The sequence below is a fragment of the Frankia umida genome (assembly GCF_023242945.1).
Lineage (GTDB): Bacteria > Actinomycetota > Actinomycetes > Frankiales > Frankiaceae > Frankia > Frankia umida.
Genome location: NZ_JALKFT010000042.1, coordinates 12,205 through 33,373, shown reverse-complemented (window position 1 = coordinate 33,373; position 21,169 = coordinate 12,205). Strand labels below are relative to the sequence as shown.

General features: G+C 70.4%; 16 protein-coding genes and 1 pseudogene. 9 read left to right on the top strand and 8 right to left on the bottom strand.

Features of this window, described 5'->3' with window-relative positions:
- The first annotated feature begins 270 nt into the window (after window positions 1-270).
- Window positions 271-1,092 (top strand): alpha/beta hydrolase, encoded by an 822-nt coding sequence (locus MXD59_RS23750; protein ID WP_248814099.1) that lies wholly within the window; start codon window positions 271-273, stop codon window positions 1,090-1,092.
- A 305-nt stretch (window positions 1,093-1,397) separates the two neighbouring features.
- On the opposite strand, the gene MXD59_RS23745 is transcribed toward MXD59_RS23750, so the two are convergent.
- Window positions 1,398-1,862, bottom strand: a complete 465-nt coding sequence (locus tag MXD59_RS23745) for a potassium channel family protein (protein WP_248826812.1) — start codon at window positions 1,860-1,862, stop codon at window positions 1,398-1,400.
- 259 nt (window positions 1,863-2,121) lie between these two features.
- Here MXD59_RS23745 and MXD59_RS23740 point away from each other — a divergent pair, with 259 nt between their 5' ends.
- Complete coding sequence (locus MXD59_RS23740; protein WP_248826811.1) at window positions 2,122-3,624, top strand: DUF2252 domain-containing protein; 1,503 nt, start codon at window positions 2,122-2,124, stop codon at window positions 3,622-3,624.
- Window positions 3,625-3,794: 170 nt separating this feature from the next.
- The gene (locus MXD59_RS23735) at window positions 3,795-5,666 is read left to right on the top strand and encodes a serine/threonine-protein kinase (RefSeq protein ID WP_248826810.1); all 1,872 of its coding nucleotides are present in this window, start codon (window positions 3,795-3,797) and stop codon (window positions 5,664-5,666) included.
- Between the two features lie 67 nt (window positions 5,667-5,733).
- Here MXD59_RS23735 and MXD59_RS23730 read toward each other — a convergent pair whose 3' ends face one another.
- The gene (locus MXD59_RS23730) at window positions 5,734-7,161 is read right to left on the bottom strand and encodes a toll/interleukin-1 receptor domain-containing protein (RefSeq protein WP_248826809.1); all 1,428 of its coding nucleotides are present in this window, start codon (window positions 7,159-7,161) and stop codon (window positions 5,734-5,736) included.
- Window positions 7,162-7,262: 101 nt separating this feature from the next.
- Between MXD59_RS23730 and MXD59_RS23725 the strand changes: the two genes are divergently transcribed.
- Window positions 7,263-7,970: a TetR/AcrR family transcriptional regulator gene (locus tag MXD59_RS23725; RefSeq protein WP_248813425.1), complete on the top strand. Its 708-nt coding sequence runs from the start codon at window positions 7,263-7,265 to the stop codon at window positions 7,968-7,970.
- Here MXD59_RS23725 and MXD59_RS23720 read toward each other — a convergent pair.
- On the bottom strand, window positions 7,945-8,670 hold the full coding sequence (locus MXD59_RS23720) for a hypothetical protein (RefSeq protein ID WP_248813427.1): 726 nt from the start codon (window positions 8,668-8,670) through the stop codon (window positions 7,945-7,947). The two genes, MXD59_RS23725 and MXD59_RS23720, sit on opposite strands and share 26 nt — an antisense overlap.
- A 127-nt stretch (window positions 8,671-8,797) precedes the next feature.
- On the opposite strand from MXD59_RS23720, the gene MXD59_RS23715 reads away from it, so the two are divergent.
- Genes MXD59_RS23715 through MXD59_RS23705 form a run of 3 tightly spaced genes read left to right on the top strand, consistent with a single transcriptional unit; the run spans window position 8,798 to window position 10,964 of the window.
- Window positions 8,798-9,310, top strand: a complete 513-nt coding sequence (locus MXD59_RS23715) for a nuclear transport factor 2 family protein (RefSeq protein WP_248813430.1) — start codon at window positions 8,798-8,800, stop codon at window positions 9,308-9,310.
- A complete protein-coding gene (locus tag MXD59_RS23710) occupies window positions 9,307-10,092 on the top strand; it encodes an SDR family NAD(P)-dependent oxidoreductase (protein ID WP_248813432.1) in 786 nt (261 codons plus the stop codon). Before MXD59_RS23715 ends, MXD59_RS23710 begins: the two co-directional genes overlap by 4 nt.
- The gene (locus MXD59_RS23705; protein ID WP_248826808.1) at window positions 10,089-10,964 is read left to right on the top strand and encodes a TIGR03619 family F420-dependent LLM class oxidoreductase; all 876 of its coding nucleotides are present in this window, start codon (window positions 10,089-10,091) and stop codon (window positions 10,962-10,964) included. The genes MXD59_RS23710 and MXD59_RS23705 overlap by 4 nt, the downstream gene beginning before the upstream one ends.
- Before the next feature lie 82 nt (window positions 10,965-11,046).
- Here MXD59_RS23705 and MXD59_RS23700 read toward each other — a convergent pair whose 3' ends face one another.
- Both MXD59_RS23700 and MXD59_RS23695 read right to left on the bottom strand, forming a co-directional pair.
- Window positions 11,047-12,273, bottom strand: a complete 1,227-nt coding sequence (locus MXD59_RS23700; protein WP_248813437.1) for an amidohydrolase family protein — start codon at window positions 12,271-12,273, stop codon at window positions 11,047-11,049.
- Between the two features lie 120 nt (window positions 12,274-12,393).
- Window positions 12,394-14,121 carry an N-acyl-D-amino-acid deacylase family protein gene (locus tag MXD59_RS23695; protein ID WP_248813439.1) on the bottom strand — a complete coding sequence of 576 codons (1,728 nt, stop codon included), beginning with the start codon at window positions 14,119-14,121 and terminating at the stop codon, window positions 12,394-12,396.
- 126 nt (window positions 14,122-14,247) lie between these two features.
- On the opposite strand from MXD59_RS23695, the gene MXD59_RS23690 reads away from it, so the two are divergent.
- On the top strand, window positions 14,248-15,012 hold the full coding sequence (locus tag MXD59_RS23690) for a TetR/AcrR family transcriptional regulator (protein ID WP_248813440.1): 765 nt from the start codon (window positions 14,248-14,250) through the stop codon (window positions 15,010-15,012).
- Between the two features lie 29 nt (window positions 15,013-15,041).
- Here MXD59_RS23690 and MXD59_RS23685 read toward each other — a convergent pair whose 3' ends face one another.
- Together MXD59_RS23685 and MXD59_RS23680 are read right to left on the bottom strand one after the other, a co-directional pair.
- Window positions 15,042-16,118, bottom strand: a complete 1,077-nt coding sequence (locus MXD59_RS23685; RefSeq protein ID WP_248826807.1) for a TIGR03857 family LLM class F420-dependent oxidoreductase — start codon at window positions 16,116-16,118, stop codon at window positions 15,042-15,044.
- Window positions 16,119-16,219: 101 nt separating this feature from the next.
- Window positions 16,220-16,897, bottom strand: a pseudogene (locus tag MXD59_RS23680) (phosphotransferase); the annotation flags it as partial.
- Between the two features lie 230 nt (window positions 16,898-17,127).
- Between MXD59_RS23680 and MXD59_RS23675 the strand changes: the two are divergent.
- Window positions 17,128-18,255: an alcohol dehydrogenase catalytic domain-containing protein gene (locus MXD59_RS23675; RefSeq protein WP_248826806.1), complete on the top strand. Its 1,128-nt coding sequence runs from the start codon at window positions 17,128-17,130 to the stop codon at window positions 18,253-18,255.
- Here MXD59_RS23675 and MXD59_RS23670 read toward each other — a convergent pair.
- Window positions 18,216-21,167, bottom strand: a complete 2,952-nt coding sequence (locus MXD59_RS23670) for an FAD-binding and (Fe-S)-binding domain-containing protein (RefSeq protein ID WP_248826805.1) — start codon at window positions 21,165-21,167, stop codon at window positions 18,216-18,218. The two genes, MXD59_RS23675 and MXD59_RS23670, sit on opposite strands and share 40 nt — an antisense overlap.
- Between the last annotated feature and the right edge of the window lie 2 nt (window positions 21,168-21,169).

Here is a 21,169-nt window from a genome sequence, read left to right as displayed (position 1 = left end):
ACAGACAGGACCAATTCCCTTTTGTGCCAGACATACCGTTCAGTTACCGTTCGATCCATGGGAATACGGAGATGGACACAGCGGGTCGCACTGTCCTCGGCGTTTGTGGCGAGCAGTCTGGTCGGTCTGGGTGTCGCGGGTTCCCCGTCTCAGGCAGCGGCATGCACACCACTCGGGTCCACGAGCGATGATGGATCGTCGGTCACCTGCGTCACGTACCCGGTGTCCGGTGACGGGCGCCTGGTCGACCTCACCATTCACTCGACGGCCATGAACGCAAACGAGCCCGTGCGGATTCTGCTGCCGACCAGCTATGCTGCCCAGCCTGACCGGACCTGGCCGTCGCTGTACCTGTTGCACGGCTCGGGCAGCGGGACAACCGGCTACCTCGACTGGACCACCAACACCGACATCGAGAGCCGGACCGCCGGGCACGACATGATCGTCGTCATGCCCGATGGCGGGAACGTCGGCTATTACAGCGACTGGATCGCCGATCCGGCGAAGTGGGAGACGTTCCACCTGGTGGAGCTACGGCAACTGCTCGAACGCACCTTCCGCGCCGGGCCCGAACGGGCGATCGCCGGTCTGTCCATGGGCGGGTTCGGCGCGGTCTCCTACGCGGCCCGGCATCCCGGCGACTTCAGGGCGGTGGCGTCCTACAGCGGCCCGCTCCACCCCTATGCCGACTCCCCGACGATCAGAACGCAGCTCCGGTCGGCCGGGAAGGACGTCAACAAGCTGTGGGGCAACCCGACCACCATGGTCGGAATGGCGATCTGGTCGCAGCACGATCCGTACTACCTGGTCGGCAACCTGACCTCCACCCCGATCTATGTCTCCTCCGGAGACGGCACCCGGGGCCCCGGTGATCCCGATCCCGGCTCCTTCAACACGGAGACGCTCGTCAACAGCGAGAGCAGGGCATTCACCCAACAGCTCACCGACGCCTACATCGCCGCGCATCCCGGGGCGACCGGCGATCCGCTGCTCACCACCCACTACTACAGCCCCGGCGTCCACACCTGGCCCTACTGGTCCCAGGAGATGCACGCATCACTTCCCATGCTGCTCGCCGCGATCGGCGCGTAGGGACGCGTCGGTGCGCGGAGCCGCGGGCCGGATTCCGGCGATCGGGTAGAAATTCGATCTCGGACACCAGGAGGCTTATGCAGAAGTCTGATTTTATTTCAAAACAAAACGGGATGCGCCCACGTTGAAGGACAACGGCCCCTGCCCCGCACCGGAAGATTATCTACGACAACAATCTTCGGGGGAGAGGCCGTTGCAACGCAGCCATACCACCGGTCTGCCACCCGTGTGCCTGGTCGTCTGCGCCAGGCAGCGTGCTTGCCCGTCGCACCACCCAGACCTGGACGCAGGCGTTCGCCGCGGCACTACGGGCGTGAGCCCCGGTGGCGTTGGCCGTGTTCGACCGCGCTGTAGACGGTGCGGACAAGCAGGCCAAGTACCAGTAGATCGGCCAGCATCTGCACGGTTGCGACGATCCGGGCGGCCGGTGATGTGGGCGCGATGTCGCCGAACCCGACCGTGGCGAACACGGTGACGGTGAAATACAGCGCGTCGGTGCGGTTCATCGGCTCGGTGAAGGCGCCCGGTTCCGCCTGGCTCAGCAGGTAGTACGTGCTCGCGAACAGGGTCAGGAACAGCGGAATCGACAGTGCCAGCGCCTCGATCGCCCGGACCGCGGGGTACCGCGACCGCAGGATCGAGCGTAGCTGCCAGCAGGCGAGGGCCGTGAACGCCAGCAGCCCGACGACGAGCAGCAGGATCGCCACGGGGTCCCAGCCACCCCGCAACGGCAACAGGTAATAGAGCGCCACGAGAACCGTGATGTTCAACGCGGCCCGTCGCATCGTGTGTCGCGCCAGCTGCCGCCGCGCGGCCCGATCCGGATCCGACGGCCGCGCAGGCTCCCCATCCACCACGAACGACGGGTCACCGGACATGGCTGTCAACCAATCACTCCGAGGGCCGATCCAGCTCGATTGGCGCGGCCCGTCATGGGGAATGATGGCCGGGAAGTAGCTGTTCCGGATCGCGCGGAACAAGAACATGTAGAAAAAAATGATTCGGTACCGGTTGGGGGGAAGGTCGGAAATGACCATTGTTGGCGCGCGTCCCGTCCTGCGAGATTCCCAGGCGCAACGGCCAGCCAGTGCGGCCTCCGACCGGCCAGCGACCGACCGGCCAGCGACCAGCCGGGCGGTCCTCGACCGGGACTGGCCGACGCCGGCGGAGCGCGCGGCCCGGGGAAAGGTGGCGCGGGCCAACGCGCCGCGCGGATCTCACGCGGAATACGAACCGGCGTCCAGACGGGCCGATCCGATCGACATGCTCGAGGGCCAGTCACACACGCGGCTACCCGATCTCGTTCCCCTGCGCTACCAGCGGATGCTGGAGTCGCCGTTCCGGTTCTACCGGGGCGCCGCCGCGATCATGGCGGCGGACCTCGCCGGAACGCCGACGTCGGGTATCGACGTCCAGCTCTGCGGCGACGCGCACCTGCTGAACTTCCGGCTGCTCGCCTCGCCCGAACGGCGCCTGGTGTTCGACATCAACGACTTCGACGAGACCCATCCCGGCCCCTGGGAGTGGGATCTCAAACGGCTCACCGCCAGCCTGGTCATCGCCGGGCGCGCCAACGGCTTCCGCCCGTCCGAGCGGCGCGCGATCGTGACCGCGGCGGTCGGGGCCTATCGCAGCTGGATGCACCGGTTGGCGGCGATGAACAATCTCGACGTCTGGTACACGCACATCGACGTCGCCGACCTGTCCACGCGATTCGCCGATGTGCTGGGGCGGCGGGCGTCCAGACAGTTGGCGAAGGCGACGGCGAACGCCCGCTCCCGGGACCAGCTGCGGGCGTTCGCCAAGCTGACCGAGGTGGTGGACGGCCAGCGGCGGTTCAACAGCGACCCGCCGCTGCTCATCCCGGTCGGCGAACTGCTCGCCGGGGCCGAACGCGACCAGCTGATCGCCTCGCTCGGTTTCATCATCGAGCGCTATGCCAGCACCCTGTCGGTCGATCGGCGTTCCCTGCTCGCCCAGTACCGGCTGGTCGACGTGGCGCGCAAGGTCGTCGGCGTCGGCAGCGTGGGCACCCGGTGCTGGGTCGCGCTGCTGCTCGGCCGCGACGGCGGCGACCCGCTGCTGTTGCAGCTCAAGGAGGCCCAGACGTCGGTTCTCGCCGACCATCTTCCCGCGAGTGCGTTCGACAACCAGGGCGAACGAGTCGTCGCGGGCCAACGACGTATGCAGGCGTCGAGCGATATCTTTCTCGGCTGGCAACGGGTGGACGGCTTCGACCATCAGCAGCGTGACTTCTACGTCCGCCAGTTGCAGGACTGGAAGGGCATCGCGGTGCCGGAGAACATGTTCCCCCGAGGAATGACACAGTTCGGACGGTTGTGCGCCGCGACCCTCGCCCGTGCTCATGCCCGCTCCGGCGACCGCATCGCGATCGCCGCCTACCTTGGCACCGGAAAGACATTCGACTACGCGATCGCACGGTTCGCCGAGGCCTACGCCGACCAGAACGAGGCCGACCACGCCGCACTGACCCAGGCGGTGCGAACCGGACGAGTCCGCACCGCTCCGTGAGGGATCTCAGCGCGTATCTCGCCGGGCGGTGCCGTCGGGTGGCCGTGATTTTGGTGGAATCGGGCTGGCGTGGTGTCAAGGTTGCCCCATTTCTGGGGTGTGGATTTGCTTCCGTTGCCAGAGGGGACGCATCCGCCGCGGCCTACCGCTGACCAGGGAGAATCACACCTGTGACGAGCGATATCGCCGACGTGGGCACCGTGATCACTGGCGTCGACGATCCGCCGGGGGGCCTCACGACCACGCCGCCGGGTGCCCCGCTGCGCGCCTCGGACCCGACGGCCATGGGTGACTGGCAGGTTCTGCGCCGCCTCGGCGAGGGCGGCATGGGCACGGTCTACCTGGGCGCATCACCCACCGGACGGCCGGTGGCCATCAAGGTCATCCATCCGGAGTACGCGGACGTCGCGGAGTTCCGCGAACGGTTTCGCCAGGAGATGACGCATGCCCGTCAGGTCGCCGGGTTCTGCACGGCCGAGGTGCTCGATGTCTGTCCGGACGCGGAGTTTCCCTATCTGGTCACCGAGTTCGTGCCTGGACCGACCCTCGCCGCCGCGGTGCGCGACGGCGGCCCGCTGGCACCCGCCGACCTGGAACGGCTCGCTATCGGCATGGCATCGGCGTTGACGGCGATTCACGCCGCCGGCATCGCCCATCACGATCTCACCCCCTCGAACATCCTGCTTCATCCCACCGGGCCGCGCGTGATCGATTTCGGTATCGCCCACGCCCTCGGCACGACCACGACACCGGACGAGGACACCGGGCTGATCGGCACCCCCGGATACGTGGCACCGGAACAGTTCCGCGGGGGCCGTATCGGAGCGGCGGCCGACGTGTTCGCCTGGGCCGCGGTCATGCTTTTCGCCGCGACCGGCCGGCGGCCCTTCGGGGAAGTCCCACCGGAGGGCCCGCCAGACGTGCTCGACGAGGTTCTGGCGGACATGCTGGCGGACGTACCGGGGCTGCCGCCCGCCCTGCTCGACCTGGTCCGCCGAGCGCTCCAGCCGAACCCGGACGACCGTCCCGGTGCCGGCGAGGTCCTGCTCGCCCTGCTCGGCGAGACCGACGGCGACTCCGACCCCGCCGTGGCCCGTGCGCTGGACGGCTGGCGTATCCCGACCGAACAGTCGGCGGCCGAGCAGCTGGCGGCCATCACCACCGAGGCACCCGGGTCCGACGACAGCGGCCTCGAGCTGATCGCCGTGCTGGCGGCCGAGCAGCTGGCGGCCGAGCAGCTGGCCGCCGAACAGCTGGCCGCCGAACAGCCGGTGGCGCGGCGGCCGGTGGCCGGGCAGCCGATGCTGGAGGAGCTGGCGGTCGCGGGTGCGGGGGCTGACCGGTCGCCGCGCCGGTCGGTGCGCCGGCGTGGACGTCGCAGTGGTCCCGGTCCGGCCCAGGCAGGTGGACGGGGGCGCCGGGCAGCGGTGCTGGTGGGGTCCGCGGCCCTGCTGGCCCTGGTCGCCACATCGGTCCCGGTCGCTCTAGGCGCCGATCGGCCGCGGTCATCGCCGTCGAGGTCGATCGATGCGCGGGCCGACGGGCCACCGTCCGTCCTGGTGCCCACGCAGCCCAGGCTCGGCGCGGGCGGCGCGACCTCCGAGCCCGGCAGCGGTCGCGGGTTCGTCCGTGACAGCCCGGCCACCGCGGAGATCAGCGCGCCGGTCGACACCGCGACGCCGGACCCGACGATGCCGGACACGGCGCCTGGTGAGGACGCCCGGACAGCACCGGCAGCGCCCGCATCGACCGCACCACCCGTACCGGCCCTGGCGACCGCCGTGAGGCCCACGGCTGCCGGGGCGAGAGCCGCGACCGTAGCTGCCGTGGCGACGTCGCCGGCCGGCGCGCCCACCATGGGAGCCGCCGGGACGGCGCGTACCGATCCGCGCTCGATCCGATCCCCGGCGACGCCGGATACCCGGGGGAGGTCGGCGTACCAGTCGGACCGCCTGAACCGGTTCCTCGAGGGCCGCCGAGGTGGGGCCGACCGGTACTCCCGCTACGAGGAGCAGATCCGGTCCCGGTCACGGCACCGTTGACCCGGTCGTCCCATGGGGGCGATGCGAGGGGAACGCACCGCGGTCGGCGCCGCCGCACCCTGCCCCATCAGCCACGTCGATCATGGCCTGCTTTCGCTGCGGCAAGATTGTTCGTGATGGTCCTGGTGATCGTGTGGTCGGGGCCGAGGATGGAGGCGCTCAGTGCCTGCCCGCGGCCGAGGTAGGAGATCGCTGGAGCCAGTTGACCGTGCTGGGCGAGATAGCTGCCGGTACGGTCGTTGAGCCAGAACGTTGCTTGTGCGACCTGGTTCTCCCCTGTTTCCGGATCGGCCAGGTTCAGGACGGCGCGGACGTGCGGTAGCAGCGACCGCCATCGTGGCCAGCTCCGCGGATTCTTCGTGTCGCCGGGCAATGTGGAGCGCAGCAGTCTGATCAGCGTGACCGCGGTGGCCGTTCGGTCTGTCGCGCTGACACCGGACTGGACGGCCGCGGAGATCAACCGGTGCACCGACAGGTCCGCTCCATCACGGCCATCACGGCGGGCCAACCCGAACCCGACCAGGGCGCCGACCGTCTCCGCATCCTCGACGTTGTCCAGAACGAGCAGCCAACGGCGCTGTTGCTGGCGCAGCGCTCCCGCGACCGAGGGCCACGCGGCCCCGTCGGGCAGGCCGAGCGCCACACCGAGCGCGGAGACGTAGCCGGGGATCAGGTCCGGGTCCTCGGCGGGAATCCACCACACCGCGTCGAATTCCGCCGCGTGCTGGTAGGCGTATTCGACGGCCAGCACGGTCTTGCCGACCCCACCGAGGCCCCGCACGCCGCACACGGCGGCCCGCCCGCTCGCGGCGAGCCGTCGAGCCATGTCGTCGAGCAGGTCGGACCGGCCGACGAAGTGGGGCAGTCGCGGCGGCATGTGCCACACCGTGGCCGTCCTGGCTCGCGTCGGCGTCGGCGTCGGCGTCGGGGTCGGGGTCGAGGCCGATGCCGGCGCCGTGGAATCGGGGGTGGGCGGCATTCTGGTGCGCCGCACCCGCGCGGGTAGCGGGACCGGCTGGGTCGGTTTGGCCCGGCCCGCTTCGGCTTCTTTCAGCCCGGCCAGCAGTGCGGGCCCCGCGTGGGTGGCGCCCTGCTCGGCGCGGTAGCGGCGGAGGTCGATCCAGGTGCGGGTGCCGAGCAGGGACAGGGCGGTCGGGGCGCAGTCCTCGATGAGCAGCGGAATGAGACGGCGATCCGCACCGTCCATATCCGCGGCCCAGACCGCCAGCCATTCCGCGCTCGCCCCCGCCGACTCCAGATACGCCGGGGTCACCACGGCCAGCAGCCGGCGGCCGCGACTGACCCCATCCCGGACCATCCGCGGCCAGTCCGTTCCCGGCACCGAATCCCACGCCTGGATGAGAACCCGGTAGCGCTCCTGTTCGAGGGTCCAGGCGACCCATTCCGCGACATCGAACTGTCGCTCGGAAGCGAAGGGATTCCGGATGTTCGGCGGGAGAGCCACCACCGGCCATGGCCGCGAACCGAAGAACATCCGGCCACTACCACCTACACTGATTATCTGTTATGTGGTGAAATGCGTGGCTTGGGCGGTCTTGTGGTGGCGGTGGGCGGTAGACTTTCGGGGATCAGCTGGTGCAGGGCCGGGCGGAGCGTCCGGCCGGGGCTGTGGCCGACGACCAGGAAGGCCGGGTTTCCCGCGTGGCCGGTTCGGGTGGCCGGGTGCGGTGGGGTAGTGACACCGCGCTGGTGGACGATGATGAGGCACGGCGGCGGCTGGTCGCGGCCGCCGGTCGGTGCCTGCTCGCGCGGGGGGCCGCCAGACTGACGGTCGACGAGGTGGCCCGAGAGGCCGCGGTGGTGCGGTCGACGGTCTATCGCTACTTCGGGTCGCGCGACGAGCTCATTCTCGCCGTCCTGCTGGAGCGGATCGATGCCGCGATGCGGCGGGTCACCGAGATGCTGGAACATCCGGACGACGCCAGCCGGTCGATCAGCGACCTGATCATGCATTTCAACGGTCTGGTGCCGGGCAACCCGTTCAACGAGGCATTGTTCTCCCCGGACAGCCGATGGCTCGTCACCTCGCTCGAGGTGCAGTCCGAGCTCGTCGTGGACACCTACCACCAGCACCTGCGCCCGCTGCTGACCCGGTGGCAGGCAACGGGTCAGCTGCGGGCCGATCTCGACCTGCGGGAGACGAGCCGGTGGCTGAACACGGTGGGGCTGCTGCTGCTCGCCCCACCGTGGACGCAGCGCTCGGACGCCGCCAAACGTGAGTTCGTCGAGCACTACGTGGTGCGTGCCCTGCTCGCCGTCAGCGCGGCCAGGCCTCCCAGCTGATCGGGGTGCGCAGGGGGCCGGCGAACAGCGGTCGAGCCTGCCCGGAGGCCCACCGCTGCTCGAGCAGCGGGGTCAGCCCCTTGAGCGTCTCGAGCGGGTCCTCGTCCAGGTAGATGACGGTGGCGTGCTGCGGGTCGCCGAGGTAGGCCTCGTGCAGTTCCGGGTACGCGCTCGAGCTGTACTGCCATGCGCCGGCCACACCGGGCACGCCGAGCACCGCGGGGATGTGCTCGGTGTGCAGCCAGTTCAGCCAGGGGGAGACGTCGTCCTGGGTCGGTTCCTCGATGATCAGGACGATCCCGCGGTGCGGTCGCATCGGGATCACTTCGGCGGACACCAGGGCGCTCGGTGCGGCATACCAGTGGGTCAGGGCGAGCGACCGCAGGCCCAGTGGCGTCCGCCGTTCGGGGAAACGGCCGGCCTCGGCGAGGCGCACACCGAGCTCGAGGAACTCCTCGTGGCTCCGCACGACAGGTTCGCCGATGAAGTAGTTGACCAGGTTGCCGATGCCGGCCAGGGGTCCCTCGCCGGCGATGCGCGCGGCCGGGTAGTCACCGTCCGCGATGTAGCGCAGCGCGTACACCAGGCCCGGCAGCTGGTACTGCTCGGGCATGTGGTCCAGCAGGTGCCACCGCAGGTAGTCGGTCTTGGGCGGCTCCAATCCGGTCAGGCTGAAGATCGTGTTGCGCACTCTGATCATCGTTGCACCTCCAGCGGCGCGGAGCCGCCTGACAGGGACACCCCTTCAGGGGCATCATGGGGGAGGATCGGACAGTAGGGCAAGGGTGTCCGATCTTTCCGGTCACTCTCGGTAGTAGGAGATGCATATGGTTGCTACAGATGATCTGGCCGCCCTCGAGGCCCGATTGCGGGCCGTCGAGGACGAGCTGGCGATCCGGCGGCTGATCCTTTCCTACGGTCCGGCGGCGGACGCGGGCCTGGCCACGCTGGCCGCGTCGGTGTGGCAGGAGGACGGCCTCTACGACTGGGACGCGAACGGCGCCCCGCATGTGGGGCAGGCCGGTGTCGAGGCCATGCTGCTCACCGAGCCGCACCAGACCCTGACCAAGGAAGGGGTCGGCCACATCGCCACCCCGCCGCTGATCGAGCTCGACGGTGACGAGGCGACCGCGCTCACCTACTCCCAGATCATCCGGCTGGACGCGGAGTCCGGCCGGTTCTACCTGTGGCGTCTGAGCGCCGTGCGCTGGGATCTGGTCCGCGAGGGCGGGTCCTGGGCGGTGAAGCGTCGGACGAACCGACTTCTGGACAACACCGCGGCCGGGCGTGAACTGTTCGGCGCGACGCTGAAGGAGCTGCGCGGGGTGGACGCCCGATGAGCGGGGGACGACTCGAGGGCAAGGTCGCGATCATCACCGGTGCGAGCACAGGGCTCGGTCCGGTGATGGCGAAGCTGTTCGTCGAGCAGGGGGCGAAGGTCCTGCTCAGCGCCCGGCGCGAGGAGCTGGTGCTGGAGGCGGCGGCGGCCTGCGGGCCGAACGCCATCGGCATCCGCACCGACGTGACCAAGGAGGACGAGGTCATCGCCATGGTCGCCCGGGCGGTGAAGGAGTTCGGCCAGGTCGACATCATGTGTAACAACGCGGCCGCACCCGGCAAGGACACCTTCATCTGGGAGCAGACCCTGGAGAACTGGAACTCCACCATCGCCATCGACGTCACCGCGGCGATGCTGTGCACCCGTGAGGTGCTGAAGCAGTCGATGCTGGAGCGCCGCTCCGGCGTCATCCTGAACTTCTCCTCCACGGCCAGTTACGCGGCGATGCCCCGCAAGTCGCACTATGTGATGGCGAAGACCGGGCTGCGCGCGCTCACCAAGTCCGTGGCGAACGAGGTCGGCGAGTACGGCATCCGGTGCAACTGCGTGGTGCCGGGCAGCATCGACACCGAGCTCTACCGCAACTGGGTCCGGCGCACCGCGGCCGAGCTCGGCATCTCCTACGAGGAGCGGCGCGCCCAGACCCTGGCGAACACCGCGCTGCGGGACATCTCCTCCACGCTGGACGTCGCCAACTTCGCCCTGTTCCTCGCCAGCGACGAGGCCCGCACGATCACCGGGCAGTCGATCCCGGTGGACGCCGGCGGCATCTACGTCGGATGAGCGGCGCGACGACACTGAAACTGTCCATCCCCACCCCGGTTGTCTCGATGCTGCCGGGAGCCAGCTCTCCCTGGGAGCAGACCGGCACGATCGAGGACGTGGCCCGGATAGCCCAGGCCGCGGACCGGTTGGGCTTCCACCACCTCACCTGTAGCGAGCACGTCGGCGTTCCCGCCGACGAGGCGGTGCGTCGCGGCGGGCGTTACTACGATCCGCTCGCGACGCTCGGCTACATCGCCGCGCGGACCACCCGGATCCGTCTGGCGACCATGGTGCTGGTCCTGGGCTACCACCATCCGCTGGAGATCGCGAAGCGGTACGGAACCCTCGACGTGGTCAGCGGCGGGCGGCTCATCCTCGGCCTGGGGGTCGGCACCCTCAAGGCCGAGTTCGACCTTCTCGACGTACCGTTCGAGGACCGCGGGTCCCGCGGCGACGACGCGCTGCGGGCACTGCGCGCCGCACTGTCGCAGCCGCTGCCCGCCTACGAGGGCGAGTACTACTCGTTCGGCGGGCTCCTCGTGGACCCCTGCGCGGTGCAGGACCAGGTGCCGCTGTGGATCGGTGGGCGTACCCGCCGTTCGCTGCGGCGCGCGCTCGCACTGGCTGACGCCTGGGCTCCCTTCGGGATCAGCCTGGCCCAGGCCAAGGAGTGGCTCGACCAGGAGGAGCTGCCCGCGGGCTTCGAGGTCGTGCTCGGGCCGAGCCAGGCCCTTGACCCGCTCAAGGAGCCCGACCGGGCCCTCGAGGAGCTCGCCACCCTGGCCGCGGCCGGCACGACGATCGCCTCGACCCGGGTCGTCCACGACTCCCCGGAGCACTTCATCGACCAGCTCGAGGCGCTCGCGGCCATTCACCCACCGGCGGCCTAGCCTGCGCCGACCGGCCCCACCCGTCTCACCGACAGGCGCACCCCCCACCGGGAGGTGCGCCTGTCGTCAGTGCGGGAAGGCGTCAGCCTGGGAAGGTGAGTTCCTGGGCGTTGCCGTACATGATGCGCTGCTGTTCGGCCGGGGTGAACCCGGCGACGTTGGCCAGGAAGTCCCGGGGGGCGGGGAATCCCTCGCCGTGCGGCCAGTCGGAACCAAAAAGAATGCGTTCGACGGGCAGATGCCGGGCGAGTTCGCGGACGTCCTCCTCGACGAACGGCGCGACCCAGCAGTGTTCGATGAACTGGTCGCGCGGGTTCGTGGCGAAACCACGGCCATGGCCCAGGTAGTCGAGGGCGAGCAGCAGCGACGGCACCCAGGAACAGCCACTCTCGATATAGGCGACCTTCAGCGTCGGGAACCGCTCGAACAGCCGGTGCGCGACGAGGACGTAGGCGAAGTCGTGGACGGTCCGGTGTTTCGTGAGCCCGGCGAAGGTCGAGAACTGGCCGAGATTGTCGGTGTCACCGGGCGCGATACCGCCCATGTGCGCCTCGCCCCACACCCGGTCCATCAGGTCGTTCACGGGCGTGTAGGTTTCATCGGAGCCGTCATGGCTGGCGACCACGATGCCGGCCTCGGCGGCGAGACCCCAGAAACGGTCGAACATCGGATCGGCCGGTGACCGGTTACCGTCCCGGGTGACCGCCGCACCATGGCGGATGTTCACCACCCGGGCACCCCGGTCGAGACACCACCGTAGTTCCCGCACGGTCTCGTCCGGATCGCACATGGTGATGAACGGGGCGCTGAAAATGCGGTTCTGGTAGGCGAAGCCCCACTGGTCGTCGATCCACCGGTTGAAGGCGCGGTAGCATTCCACCGCCGCCTCGATGTCGGTGTGCAGCAGCGGTTCGATCACCACACCCTGGGATGGGAAGACCCAGGTCGCCTCGACGCCCTGGGTGTCCATCACCTTCAGCCGGGCATCACGTTCGAACCAGTCCGGATGGTCCGCCGCCCGCTCGGTGAATCCGGCCTGGAAGACGTCCCGGCTGGTGCCGCCCTGGAAGAACTCCAGGAATGCCCCCGGCAGTGGCCGTGGGTGCACGTCGGCCGGCCCGGGAAGCCATTCGGTCTGCACACCGTCGACGACATACCGCGGTACTCCGTCGATTTCCTTGATCTGGACACCGCGGTCGGCGAACTTCGGGTCGCGGAAACGGGTGAAGGCGTCGCTCGTCTCCCAGTAGTGGTTGTCCGCGTCGAAAAGCCGTAAGCCGCCGGTGGCCGCATCGGTCACATCCGCCATGCCCGTCTCCCTGCTCCGTCAGTGCTGTCGATGCCGTCAGTGCTGTCGATGCCGCCAGTGCCGCCCACGCCGGCGATACCGCCGAGGCCGCCTGTGGTCGGGCTGGCGCCTGTGGTCGGGTTAGGCGGTGCCGTGCCGCAGGAGCTTGCCGGGGGTCTCGTCCGTGCAGACACCGTTGATGAAGGTGGTTTTGCCGTTCACGATGATGCGGTCGTAGCCGACGGCCTTCTGGACGAGGCGCCACTCGTCCGCCGGATAGTCGAACAGCCGCTCCTGGGGGAGGGCGTCGACGGTCTCGGGGTCGTAGACGATGATGTCCGCGGGCCGGCCCTCGCCGATGGAACCCCGGTCGCGCAGCCCGATGGCCATGGCCGGATAGGCCGACAGGCGCCAGTGCGCCTCCTCGAGGGACATGATCCTGTGTTCGCGGACCCAGTGGCCGATCAGCTCGGTGGCGAAGCGGGCGGTGGTGACGAACTTGGTGTGCGCGCCGCCGTCGCTGATCCCGGGCAGGGCCACCGAGCAGGAGGTCACCTCCCGGACCGCCTGGGTGTCCATGTCGATCATGGTGGTGCCGAAGCCGACGTTGAGGTCACCGGCGACGGCGATGTCGAGAAGGGCGTCGGCCAGGTGCTTGCCCTCACGGGCCGCGATCTCGCCGATGGTGTAGCCCTCGTACTTCGCCTTGAGCGCCAGGGCGTCCTTCGCGTCGCTGGTGATCCAGTTCACCGTGATCTCGGCGAGCGGGTAGCCGGCGGCGCCGAAACCGCCGCCCAGCTCGTCGATCGCCGCCCGCAGCGCCGGGCGACGCTCCGGGTCGGCGAACTTGGCGATCTTCTCCTCGAGGGTGCCGAGGCCGGCCTCCTTCCAGGCCGGGAAGATGTCCATGAGGTTGTAGTTCTCCAGGACGATCTCGGACTGGAAGCGCACGATCTGCGCCGACGCGAAGACCCGAAGACCCTCGGAGCCGTTCAGCTCCTCCAGCCGGTCGATGGTCTCCAGGTGGGGGAACTGCGACTCGCCGTGCTGGTTGACCGATCCGGTGGGCGCCAGGGCGTTCCAGATGATCGGGCGACCGCTCTCCCGGGCGATCAGCGCCGCCGTCTCGAGCTGGCCGGTGATCTGGGTGGTACCGCGGCCGACCCGGCGCAGGGCCCGCGCGAACGCGGTGATCTCCCGCTCGGTCATCAGGTCGGTGACCATCGGCGTGCCGTCATGATCGAGCTGGACGTTGAACAGGTCACCGGAGATCTGCGAGCTCCAGCCGGCGGCGCCGGCCTCCATCCCCTCGATGACGAGCTCGCACATCCGCTCGAGCTCCTCGTCGGACGCCCGGTCCTTCTTGGCCTTGTCGACCCCGACCACGTAGGCGTAGAGGGGGGCCAGCGGCACGAGTGACATGACGTTGACGCCCTTGGGCGTGCGCTCGACGCTGTCGAGGAACTCCGGGTAGGTCTCCCAGTCCCAGGGCATCCCGGCCCGCATCGTCCTGATCGGCACGGCCTCGTTGCGGGACAGGCTCAGCATCGCGCGGTCCTGGTCCTGTGGCCGGCACGGCGCGAACCCGAACCCGCAGTTGCCGACCAGCACAGTGGTGACGCCGTGCCAACCCGACATCGTGCACCACGGATCCCAGAAGAGCTGGCTGTCGTAGTGGGTGTGGATGTCGACGAACCCAGGGGCGACGATCTTGCCGGTGGCATCCACCACCTCGTCGCCGTCGGCGGCATCGACCGGGCCGATCTGGACGATCTTACCGTCCCTGATCGCCACGTCGGCCTTGTAGCGAGGCGTCCGGAGCCCGTCGATGACGGTGCCCCCCTTGATCACGATGTCGTATAAAGCCATCGGCTCCGCTTCCTCCCACCGCATGCCCACCCGTGTGACACTTATGTCACACCTAAGTGCCACCATAATTTCTTGCTGGTCGCTTGGCAAGTATGTTTCGCGTGGTCGGGAAAGTACTCTGCTGCCATGAATTCCGCCGCCGCTCCCCGTCGCCGGACCCAGCTCGAACGGCGCGCCGAGTCCGAGGAGGCCCTGCTCGACGCGGCTGCCGACCTGGTGGCCGAACGGGGGGTCGATGGCGCCTCCCTGGCGCGCATCGGGAGCCGCGCCGGAGCAAGCCGGGGCCTGCCGACCCATCACTTCGGTTCCAAGGACGCCCTGGTAGCCCGGCTGGCGCAACGGGCCCAGGACCGCATCGACGAGCAGAACCGCGCCAACGCGGCCCGGGACGGGCTTCATACCGGCAACTCCCGCGGCCTCGACCTGCTGCTTCTGTCGGTCACCACCTACCTGAAGCGGTTCGAGAATCCCGACAGCGATGACCGGGCTCTGATCGTCATGTGGGGAGCCACGTTCCCGGTGGAGGCCTCGGTGGCGGGGATGGTCGACGCCGAACGGCGCAGCCGTGACGGCTGGACCGAACTGATCGAGAGCGGGCAGCGGGACGCCTCGATCCGGACCGACATCGACGCGCGGACCAGTGCCGTACTGCTGCAGGGGCTCATCCGTGGCCTTGCGGCGAACCTGATGGCCGATCCGCACCTGGTCGCGCAGGGTCATGCTCGACGAGCCTGCGCGACCTGGATCGCCTCCGCCCTCGCCGCCCCTGCGGATCGCTGCACGTGTCCGACGGGCGGCGAGGACCGCGGCCGGGCCTTGGCCACCGAAGGCGACCCGGTGTCAGCGCCTGCTCGTCGGCGCGACACCCGAGCCCGGGCCGACCAGGGCTGATCGACCGTGGCTCGCCGCGGAGCCAGCGATCACCGGTCGATGGTGCGGCGGTACTCCTCGACGATGGGAGTGAGCTCGGCGGGCGTGGAACCGTGCATGATCACGCCGTCGCAGCCCAGGTCGAACTGGTGGCGGACGGCGGCGACGCACTGGGCGGGACTGCCGGTCGCGGCGGCGGCGAGCCACTGCGGGGGGATCAGCTCGGCGGCGTGCTCGAGCTGCTCGGGGGTGCCGACGATGTCCAGACCGCGGGCCCTGGCGACCGGGTCGGCCAGGAACCGGTCGAGGACGGCCTCGTCCCAGCCGTTGGTCCGCACCAACAGCCGGCCGTAGCCCTGGAGATAGGTACCGAGGCGGCCGACGGACTTCATGAGGCGCCGCTGCTCGGGGATGTGATCGCCGATCGTGGCGAAGCACGCCCACACCTTGACCGCGTCGGGGTCGCGGCCGGCCTTCTCCGCGGCCCGCTTGACCGTCTCGACGCAGCGCACCGTCGTCTCGTCGGTGAAGTAGGTGTGCAGCACGACCTGATCGAAACAGCGACCGGCGAGCTCGAGGGTGTTCTGACCGAACGCGACGATACCCATCGGCAGGTACTCGTCCAGGGTCGGATCAATGCTCAGGACGGGCCAGGAACCGGCCGGCCCGTTGTGGTCGCGCACGGTCTCGCCGCGAAAGAGACGGCGGATGATCCCGACGAAGTCCTCGAGCTCGGCGGTGGTGATACGGGGGATGCCATGGGCGTCCTGGACCTTGGGGATACCCCGGCCGAGACCGAGCACGAAACGTCCGCCGGTGAGGCTCTGCATGGTGCGGGCGAAACCGGCGGTCACCATCGGGTGGCGGGTGTTGTGGTTCGTGGCGCCGGTGGCGATGGTGATCCGTTCGGTGACCGCGCCGGCCGCGCCGGAGAGGGTCACCGCCTCCTTCTTGTTGTAACGCTCGGAGATGAAGGCGACCTCGAGGCCGAGCGCCTCGGCCTCGGCCGCCTCGGTGATGATCTCGCGGGCGGACGCGGGCTGGCCGCCCAGCAGATAGCACCCAAGGCCGTCCAGCGTCGTCGGCTGGACGGCTGACGTCTCGCTGGTCGGCGTCTCGTTGGTCATCGGCCTGCCTCTCTGCGTGAACCACGTTTCCGTGTGCTGGACGTCAGGATTTCCCCGCGCCGTCCGTCCAGCAAGGGTTACCGGTCGGACCAGGACCGCCCTCAGCCGCCGCGGGGGGCGTCCAGCAGGCGTTCGAGATCGGGCAGGGAGGGGTGCAGGCGCTCGATGTCCGCCTCGGCGGTGCCGCGGATGATGCGGAACGCCCGGGTCGTGGTCACGGCCATGAACGTCGCCGCGTAGATCTCCCAGTACCGGGCGTCACCCATGCAGGGCCCACGGGTCTCGTCGGCGTCGGCCGGGGCGTTGTCCCGCAGCCATCCCAGGGCGCGTTCCTGCACCTTCGCGACGCCGGGGGACATCGTGTCGTGCAGGCTCGCGGCCCAGAACTCGAGCATCGCGCCGTGGCTCCCACCGCGCGGCGCCGGACCGAACGTGGCGGCGGGCAGGCGGTGCAGATCGGCGAGGATGTCGACGAAGGCGTTCCAGACGGTCGCCCGCAGCTCGGGGGTCGCCTGGGCGAACCAGCCACGCTGGGCGTAGCCGGTCGAGGGCTCATCGGGCAGGCCGGTGCCGCGGACGAGTTCCATCGCGAACCACGGGTCGCCGATCACGGTGCCGGTGGGGTCCGCGGCCAGCAGTCGGGGCACGGGCACCGTCGTGGCGGCCAGGCCCGCCAGGACGCGGGTCTCGATCTCGGGCGCGGCCTGGAACACGATGCTCGGCGTCGCCTGAACCTTGATGACCAGATCGGTGGGTCGAGCGTCCAGCAGCCAGGTCGTGTTCGCGTGGCCTGGTCATGGCCGTATCCTCACCATCTTCGCCGCGGTCGACCATCGATCTGGACGCCGGCCACCGGATCGGAGCGAACCGCCTTTTCCGGGGCGCCCGCGTCGGTGGCGGCGTACGCTGCGCTGCGCCGCGAGTGCCGGTCGGACGGCGCCGCCGCCATGCGTCGTCGTGGGGCATCCCGTCCCGCGGGGCCGCCGGGTCCTGTCGTCAGGAGGCTGTCATGCGCGCCGCTCGTCTGCACGGTGCTCGGGACATCCGGATCGAGGAGGTGCCCGAGCCGTCCCTACTGCCTGACGGCCTGCTGCTGCGGCCGCGTTTCACCGGACTGTGCGGCTCCGACCTGCATGTCTGGCACGCCGGTCCGTTCGGTGACCTTGGCCCGATGGTCCTCGGCCACGAGTTCTCCGCCGAGGTCGTGGCGGTCGGCGACCAGGTGACCGACGACCGGCTGCGGCCCGGCACCCTGGTCGCGGTCGAGCCGATGTGGACCTGCGGGCAGTGCGGACCCTGCCGGCGCGGCGCCTACAACCTGTGTCGCGACATCGTCTGGCACGGCCTCTCGGAGCACGACGGCGGCCTCGGTGAACTGACCGCCGTCCGCGCCTGCATGGCCCATCCGCTGCCGGACGGCGTCGATGCGCTGGCCGGCGCGCTGGTCGAGCCGCTCGCCGTCGCCCACCACGCGGTCGGACGGGGCGGCCTCGGCACCGGCGGGACCGCGGCCGTGCTCGGCGCCGGTCCGATCGGGATCGCGGTGGCCCTCAACCTGGTCGCCCGCGGCGTCGCCCTGATCGTCGTCTCCGAACCCTCCCTGGTCCGCCGGACCGCCCTGACCACCGCTCTCGCCGCCGTCGGCGTACACGAACCAGACGCAGCCCTCGCCCCCGCCGCCGCTCCTGGGACCGCCGCCGCGCTCGGGACCGGTGCTGGGACCGGTGCTGGCGCGGGGACGACGTTGCGGGTGGTCGATCCGGCGGCGGAGGATCTGCCGTCCGCCGTCGCTGGGCTGACCGAGGGTGACGGGGTGGAGGTCGTCTTCGACGCCGCCGGAGTGGAGCCGGCGTTCCAGGCTGGGCTGCGCATCGTCCGCCCAGGTGGACGGGTCGTGACCGTAGCCATCTACGCCCGTCCGGTCGCCTTCAGGCCGCTCGACGTGTTCTTCGGTGAGATCGACCTCGTCGCCTCCTGCGCCTACCAGGACGATTTTCCCAGCGTGATCGACCTGCTGCGCGCCGGTGCCTTCCCGACCGACGGCTGGGTCCACCCGGTCGCCTTCGACACCGTCGGCGCCGCCTTCGAAACCCTCGATCAGGCCCAGGCCGTCAAACTCCTGGTCGACCTGACCTGACCGCGCCAACGCCTCGGGGATGTGAGCCCAGGAGGTGGGGGCCAGGGGCGCGGGGACAGCAGTTCGGCCAGGTGGAGGGCGGGGCGGTCGCGCAGGTCGGCGATCTGGGTGCGACACGAGAAGCCGTCGGCGAGGACGACGGCGTCGGGGGCGGCGTCCAGCGCCGGGAGCAGGTTCTGGCCGGCGACGGCGACCGAGACCTCGTAGTGGCCGATCTCGACGCCGAAGTTGCCGGCGAGACCGCAGCAGCCGGCGAGGGTGGTGACGGTGGCGCCGGTGCGGGTGAGCAGCGCCCTGTCCGCGGCCCAGCCGAGCACCGCGTGGTGGTGGCAGTGCGGTTGGGCCACGATGGTGGTGCCGGTCAGGTCGGGTGGGCTCCAGTCCGCGGTGGCGGTCAGCAGTTCGGCGAGGGTGCGGGTGGCGGCCGCGACCAGACGGGCGTCCTCGGCCTGGGGGGTGCCCTCGAGCAGCTCGACGGCGTCGGCGCGCAGCACCGCGGTGCAGGACGGCTCGATGCCGACGATCTGGACGCCGTCGCGCACCGCCGCCGCGAGTTCGGCCACGGTGCGGCCCAGGATGCGGCGGGCCGCGTCCAACTGGCCGGTGGTGATCCAGGTCAGCCCGCAGCAGGTGCCGGACGAGGGTAGCCGGGGCTCGTAACCGGCCGCGCGCAGCACGCGCACGGTCGCGGCGGCGGCGTCCGGTGAGAAGGACTCGGAGAAGGAGTCCACGAACAGCAGCACCGGCGTCGCCACGGAAACCGGTGCCGTGTCGCGAACCGGTGCCGTGTCGCGAGTCGGTGCCGTGTTGGCGGTGGGCTGGGCGGCCCACCAGCGGCGGAAGGGGACGGGTGCGAAGGGGGGGACGCTGCGGCGGCGGTCGACGCCGGCCAGGGTGAGGCCGGCCTTGCCGAGAACGGGGGTCCGCGCCGCCAGGTTCGCCAGCCGCGGTGCTCGTCCGGCCAGGCGGGCCCACCGGGGCAGCCAGCCCAGGCTGTAGTGGGAGCGTGGCCGCGGCCGGCGCCGGTAACGCTGGTGCAGGGCCTCGGACTTGTAGGTGGCCATGTCGACGCCGGTCGGGCAGTCGACGGCGCAGCCCTTGCAGGACAGGCACAGGTCCAGCACGTCGAGGACGGCGGGCGCCCGCCAGTCCAGGTCGCCGCGCACGACGTCCTGCAGGACCCGGGCCCGGCCGCGGGTGGAGTCCTTCTCCTCCCGGGTGGCCAGGTAGGACGGGCACATCACGCCGCCGGCCGCGCTGTTGTCGGCCCGGCAGCGGCCCACGCCGGTGCAGCGGTGCAGGGCCTGGGCGAGATCGCCGTCGTCGTGCGGGTAGGCGAAGGCGAGGTCCCTGCGGTAGGTGACCCCGCTCATCCGCACGGCCGCGTCGAAGGGATCGGGGTTGACGAGCACTCCGGGGTTGAGCCGGTTGTCGGGGTCGAAGGCGTGCTTGACCTCGCCGAACAGGGCGATGGCATCGGCGGAGTACATCTGGGCGAGCAGTTCGCCGCGGGCCCGGCCGTCGCCGTGTTCCCCGGAGATCGAACCGCCGAACTCCGTCACCAGGGCGGCGGCCGCGGTCAGGAACGTGCGCAGCACCGTCAGCCCGTCCGGACGGGCCAGGGGGAAGTCGAGCCGGACGTGCATGCAGCCGTCACCGAAATGGCCGTAGGGCGCCGATGTCATGCCGTGGTCGGCGACCAGTTCGTCGAAGCGGGCGAGGTAATCGCCGAGTCGGTCCGGCGGGACCGCGGCATCCTCGAGCCCGGGCCAGGCCGGTTGGCCCGAAGGCGCACGTCCGGCGAGGCCCGCGCCGTCCTCGCGGATGCGCCACAGCCGGGCCTGCTCCGCCGGGTCGGTGACGATCCGGGTCTCGGTGCCCAGGTCGGCCGCGGCCAGTTCGGACGCCCGGTCCAGCACGTCGGTGCGGTCGTCGCCGGCGATCTCCACGAACAGCCAGGCGCCGCCGCGGGGCAGCGGCGGAACCGCGGTGTCGCCGCGCCGCGCACGCAGGACGTCCACCAGCCGCTGGTCCATGCCCTCGCAGGCGGTCGGACCGAACGTCACCACCGTCGGCGCCGCGTGCCCGGCCGCGACGATGTCGGCGAAGCCCAGGGCGACCAGAACCCGATGGTCAGGGTCCTTCACCAACCGGACGGTGGCCTGGGTGAGGATGCCGAGGGTGCCTTCGGAGCCGATCAGCGCCTGCCCCAGGTCGAACCGTTCGGGCAGCAGATGCTGGACGGCATAGCCGGACAGCTGGCGGCCGAAGGTGTCGAACTCGGTGCGCGCCGCGCCGAGATGCCGCCCGGCGGCGGCCCGTAGCGCGTCCAGCAGTGGCTGCGGCCCGTCGACGAGGGGCACGCCGGCGCTGTCGTAGTCGGTGCGCAACGTCTCGCCCGAGGCCAGCAGGTAGCTCATCGCGACCACGTTGTCGCTGGTGCGGCCGTAGCCCAGCGCCCGGCTACCGCAGGCGTTGTTGCCGATCATCCCGCCGATGGTGCACCGTGAGTGACTGGACGGGTCGGGGCCGAACCGCAGCCCGCGGGGCAGCACCGCCTTCTGCAGGTCCGCGTGCACGAGCCCGGGCTGGACCACCGCGGTGCGCGCGTCGACGTCCACCTCGAGGACCTGGTTCAGATGCCGGCTGAAGTCCAGCACCATTCCCGGTCCGATCGCGTTGCCCGCGATGGACGTGCCACCGCCGCGTGCGGTGAAGGCGACGCCGTGCGCCCGGGCGACCTCGAGTGCCCCCGCCACCTCGTCGACGTGGCGGGGTCGCACCACGGCCCGCGGCGGGACGCGGTAGAGCGAGGCGTCGGTGGCGTACATCGCCAGCGTCGCGCGATCGTCGCGAACCTCCAGGCCCGCGGCCCGCAGCACCCGGCCAAGATCAGGAACTTCGACGGTCACGG

What these genes read in the sequence shown, in the direction of transcription:
- MXD59_RS23750 (WP_248814099.1), top strand. Translation starts at nt 271, where the DNA reads ATGAACGCAAACGAGCCCGTGCGGATTCTGCTGCCGACCAGCTATGCT.
- MXD59_RS23740 (WP_248826811.1), top strand. Translation starts at nt 2,122, where the DNA reads ATGACCATTGTTGGCGCGCGTCCCGTCCTGCGAGATTCCCAGGCGCAA.
- MXD59_RS23730 (WP_248826809.1), bottom strand. Translation starts at nt 7,161, where the DNA reads ATGTTCTTCGGTTCGCGGCCATGGCCGGTGGTGGCTCTCCCGCCGAAC.
- MXD59_RS23720 (WP_248813427.1), bottom strand. Translation starts at nt 8,670, where the DNA reads ATGATCAGAGTGCGCAACACGATCTTCAGCCTGACCGGATTGGAGCCG.
- MXD59_RS23715 (WP_248813430.1), top strand. Translation starts at nt 8,798, where the DNA reads ATGGTTGCTACAGATGATCTGGCCGCCCTCGAGGCCCGATTGCGGGCC.
- MXD59_RS23710 (WP_248813432.1), top strand. Translation starts at nt 9,307, where the DNA reads ATGAGCGGGGGACGACTCGAGGGCAAGGTCGCGATCATCACCGGTGCG.
- MXD59_RS23705 (WP_248826808.1), top strand. Translation starts at nt 10,089, where the DNA reads ATGAGCGGCGCGACGACACTGAAACTGTCCATCCCCACCCCGGTTGTC.
- MXD59_RS23700 (WP_248813437.1), bottom strand. Translation starts at nt 12,273, where the DNA reads ATGGCGGATGTGACCGATGCGGCCACCGGCGGCTTACGGCTTTTCGAC.
- MXD59_RS23695 (WP_248813439.1), bottom strand. Translation starts at nt 14,121, where the DNA reads ATGGCTTTATACGACATCGTGATCAAGGGGGGCACCGTCATCGACGGG.
- MXD59_RS23690 (WP_248813440.1), top strand. Translation starts at nt 14,248, where the DNA reads ATGAATTCCGCCGCCGCTCCCCGTCGCCGGACCCAGCTCGAACGGCGC.
- MXD59_RS23685 (WP_248826807.1), bottom strand. Translation starts at nt 16,118, where the DNA reads ATGACCAACGAGACGCCGACCAGCGAGACGTCAGCCGTCCAGCCGACG.
- MXD59_RS23675 (WP_248826806.1), top strand. Translation starts at nt 17,128, where the DNA reads ATGCGCGCCGCTCGTCTGCACGGTGCTCGGGACATCCGGATCGAGGAG.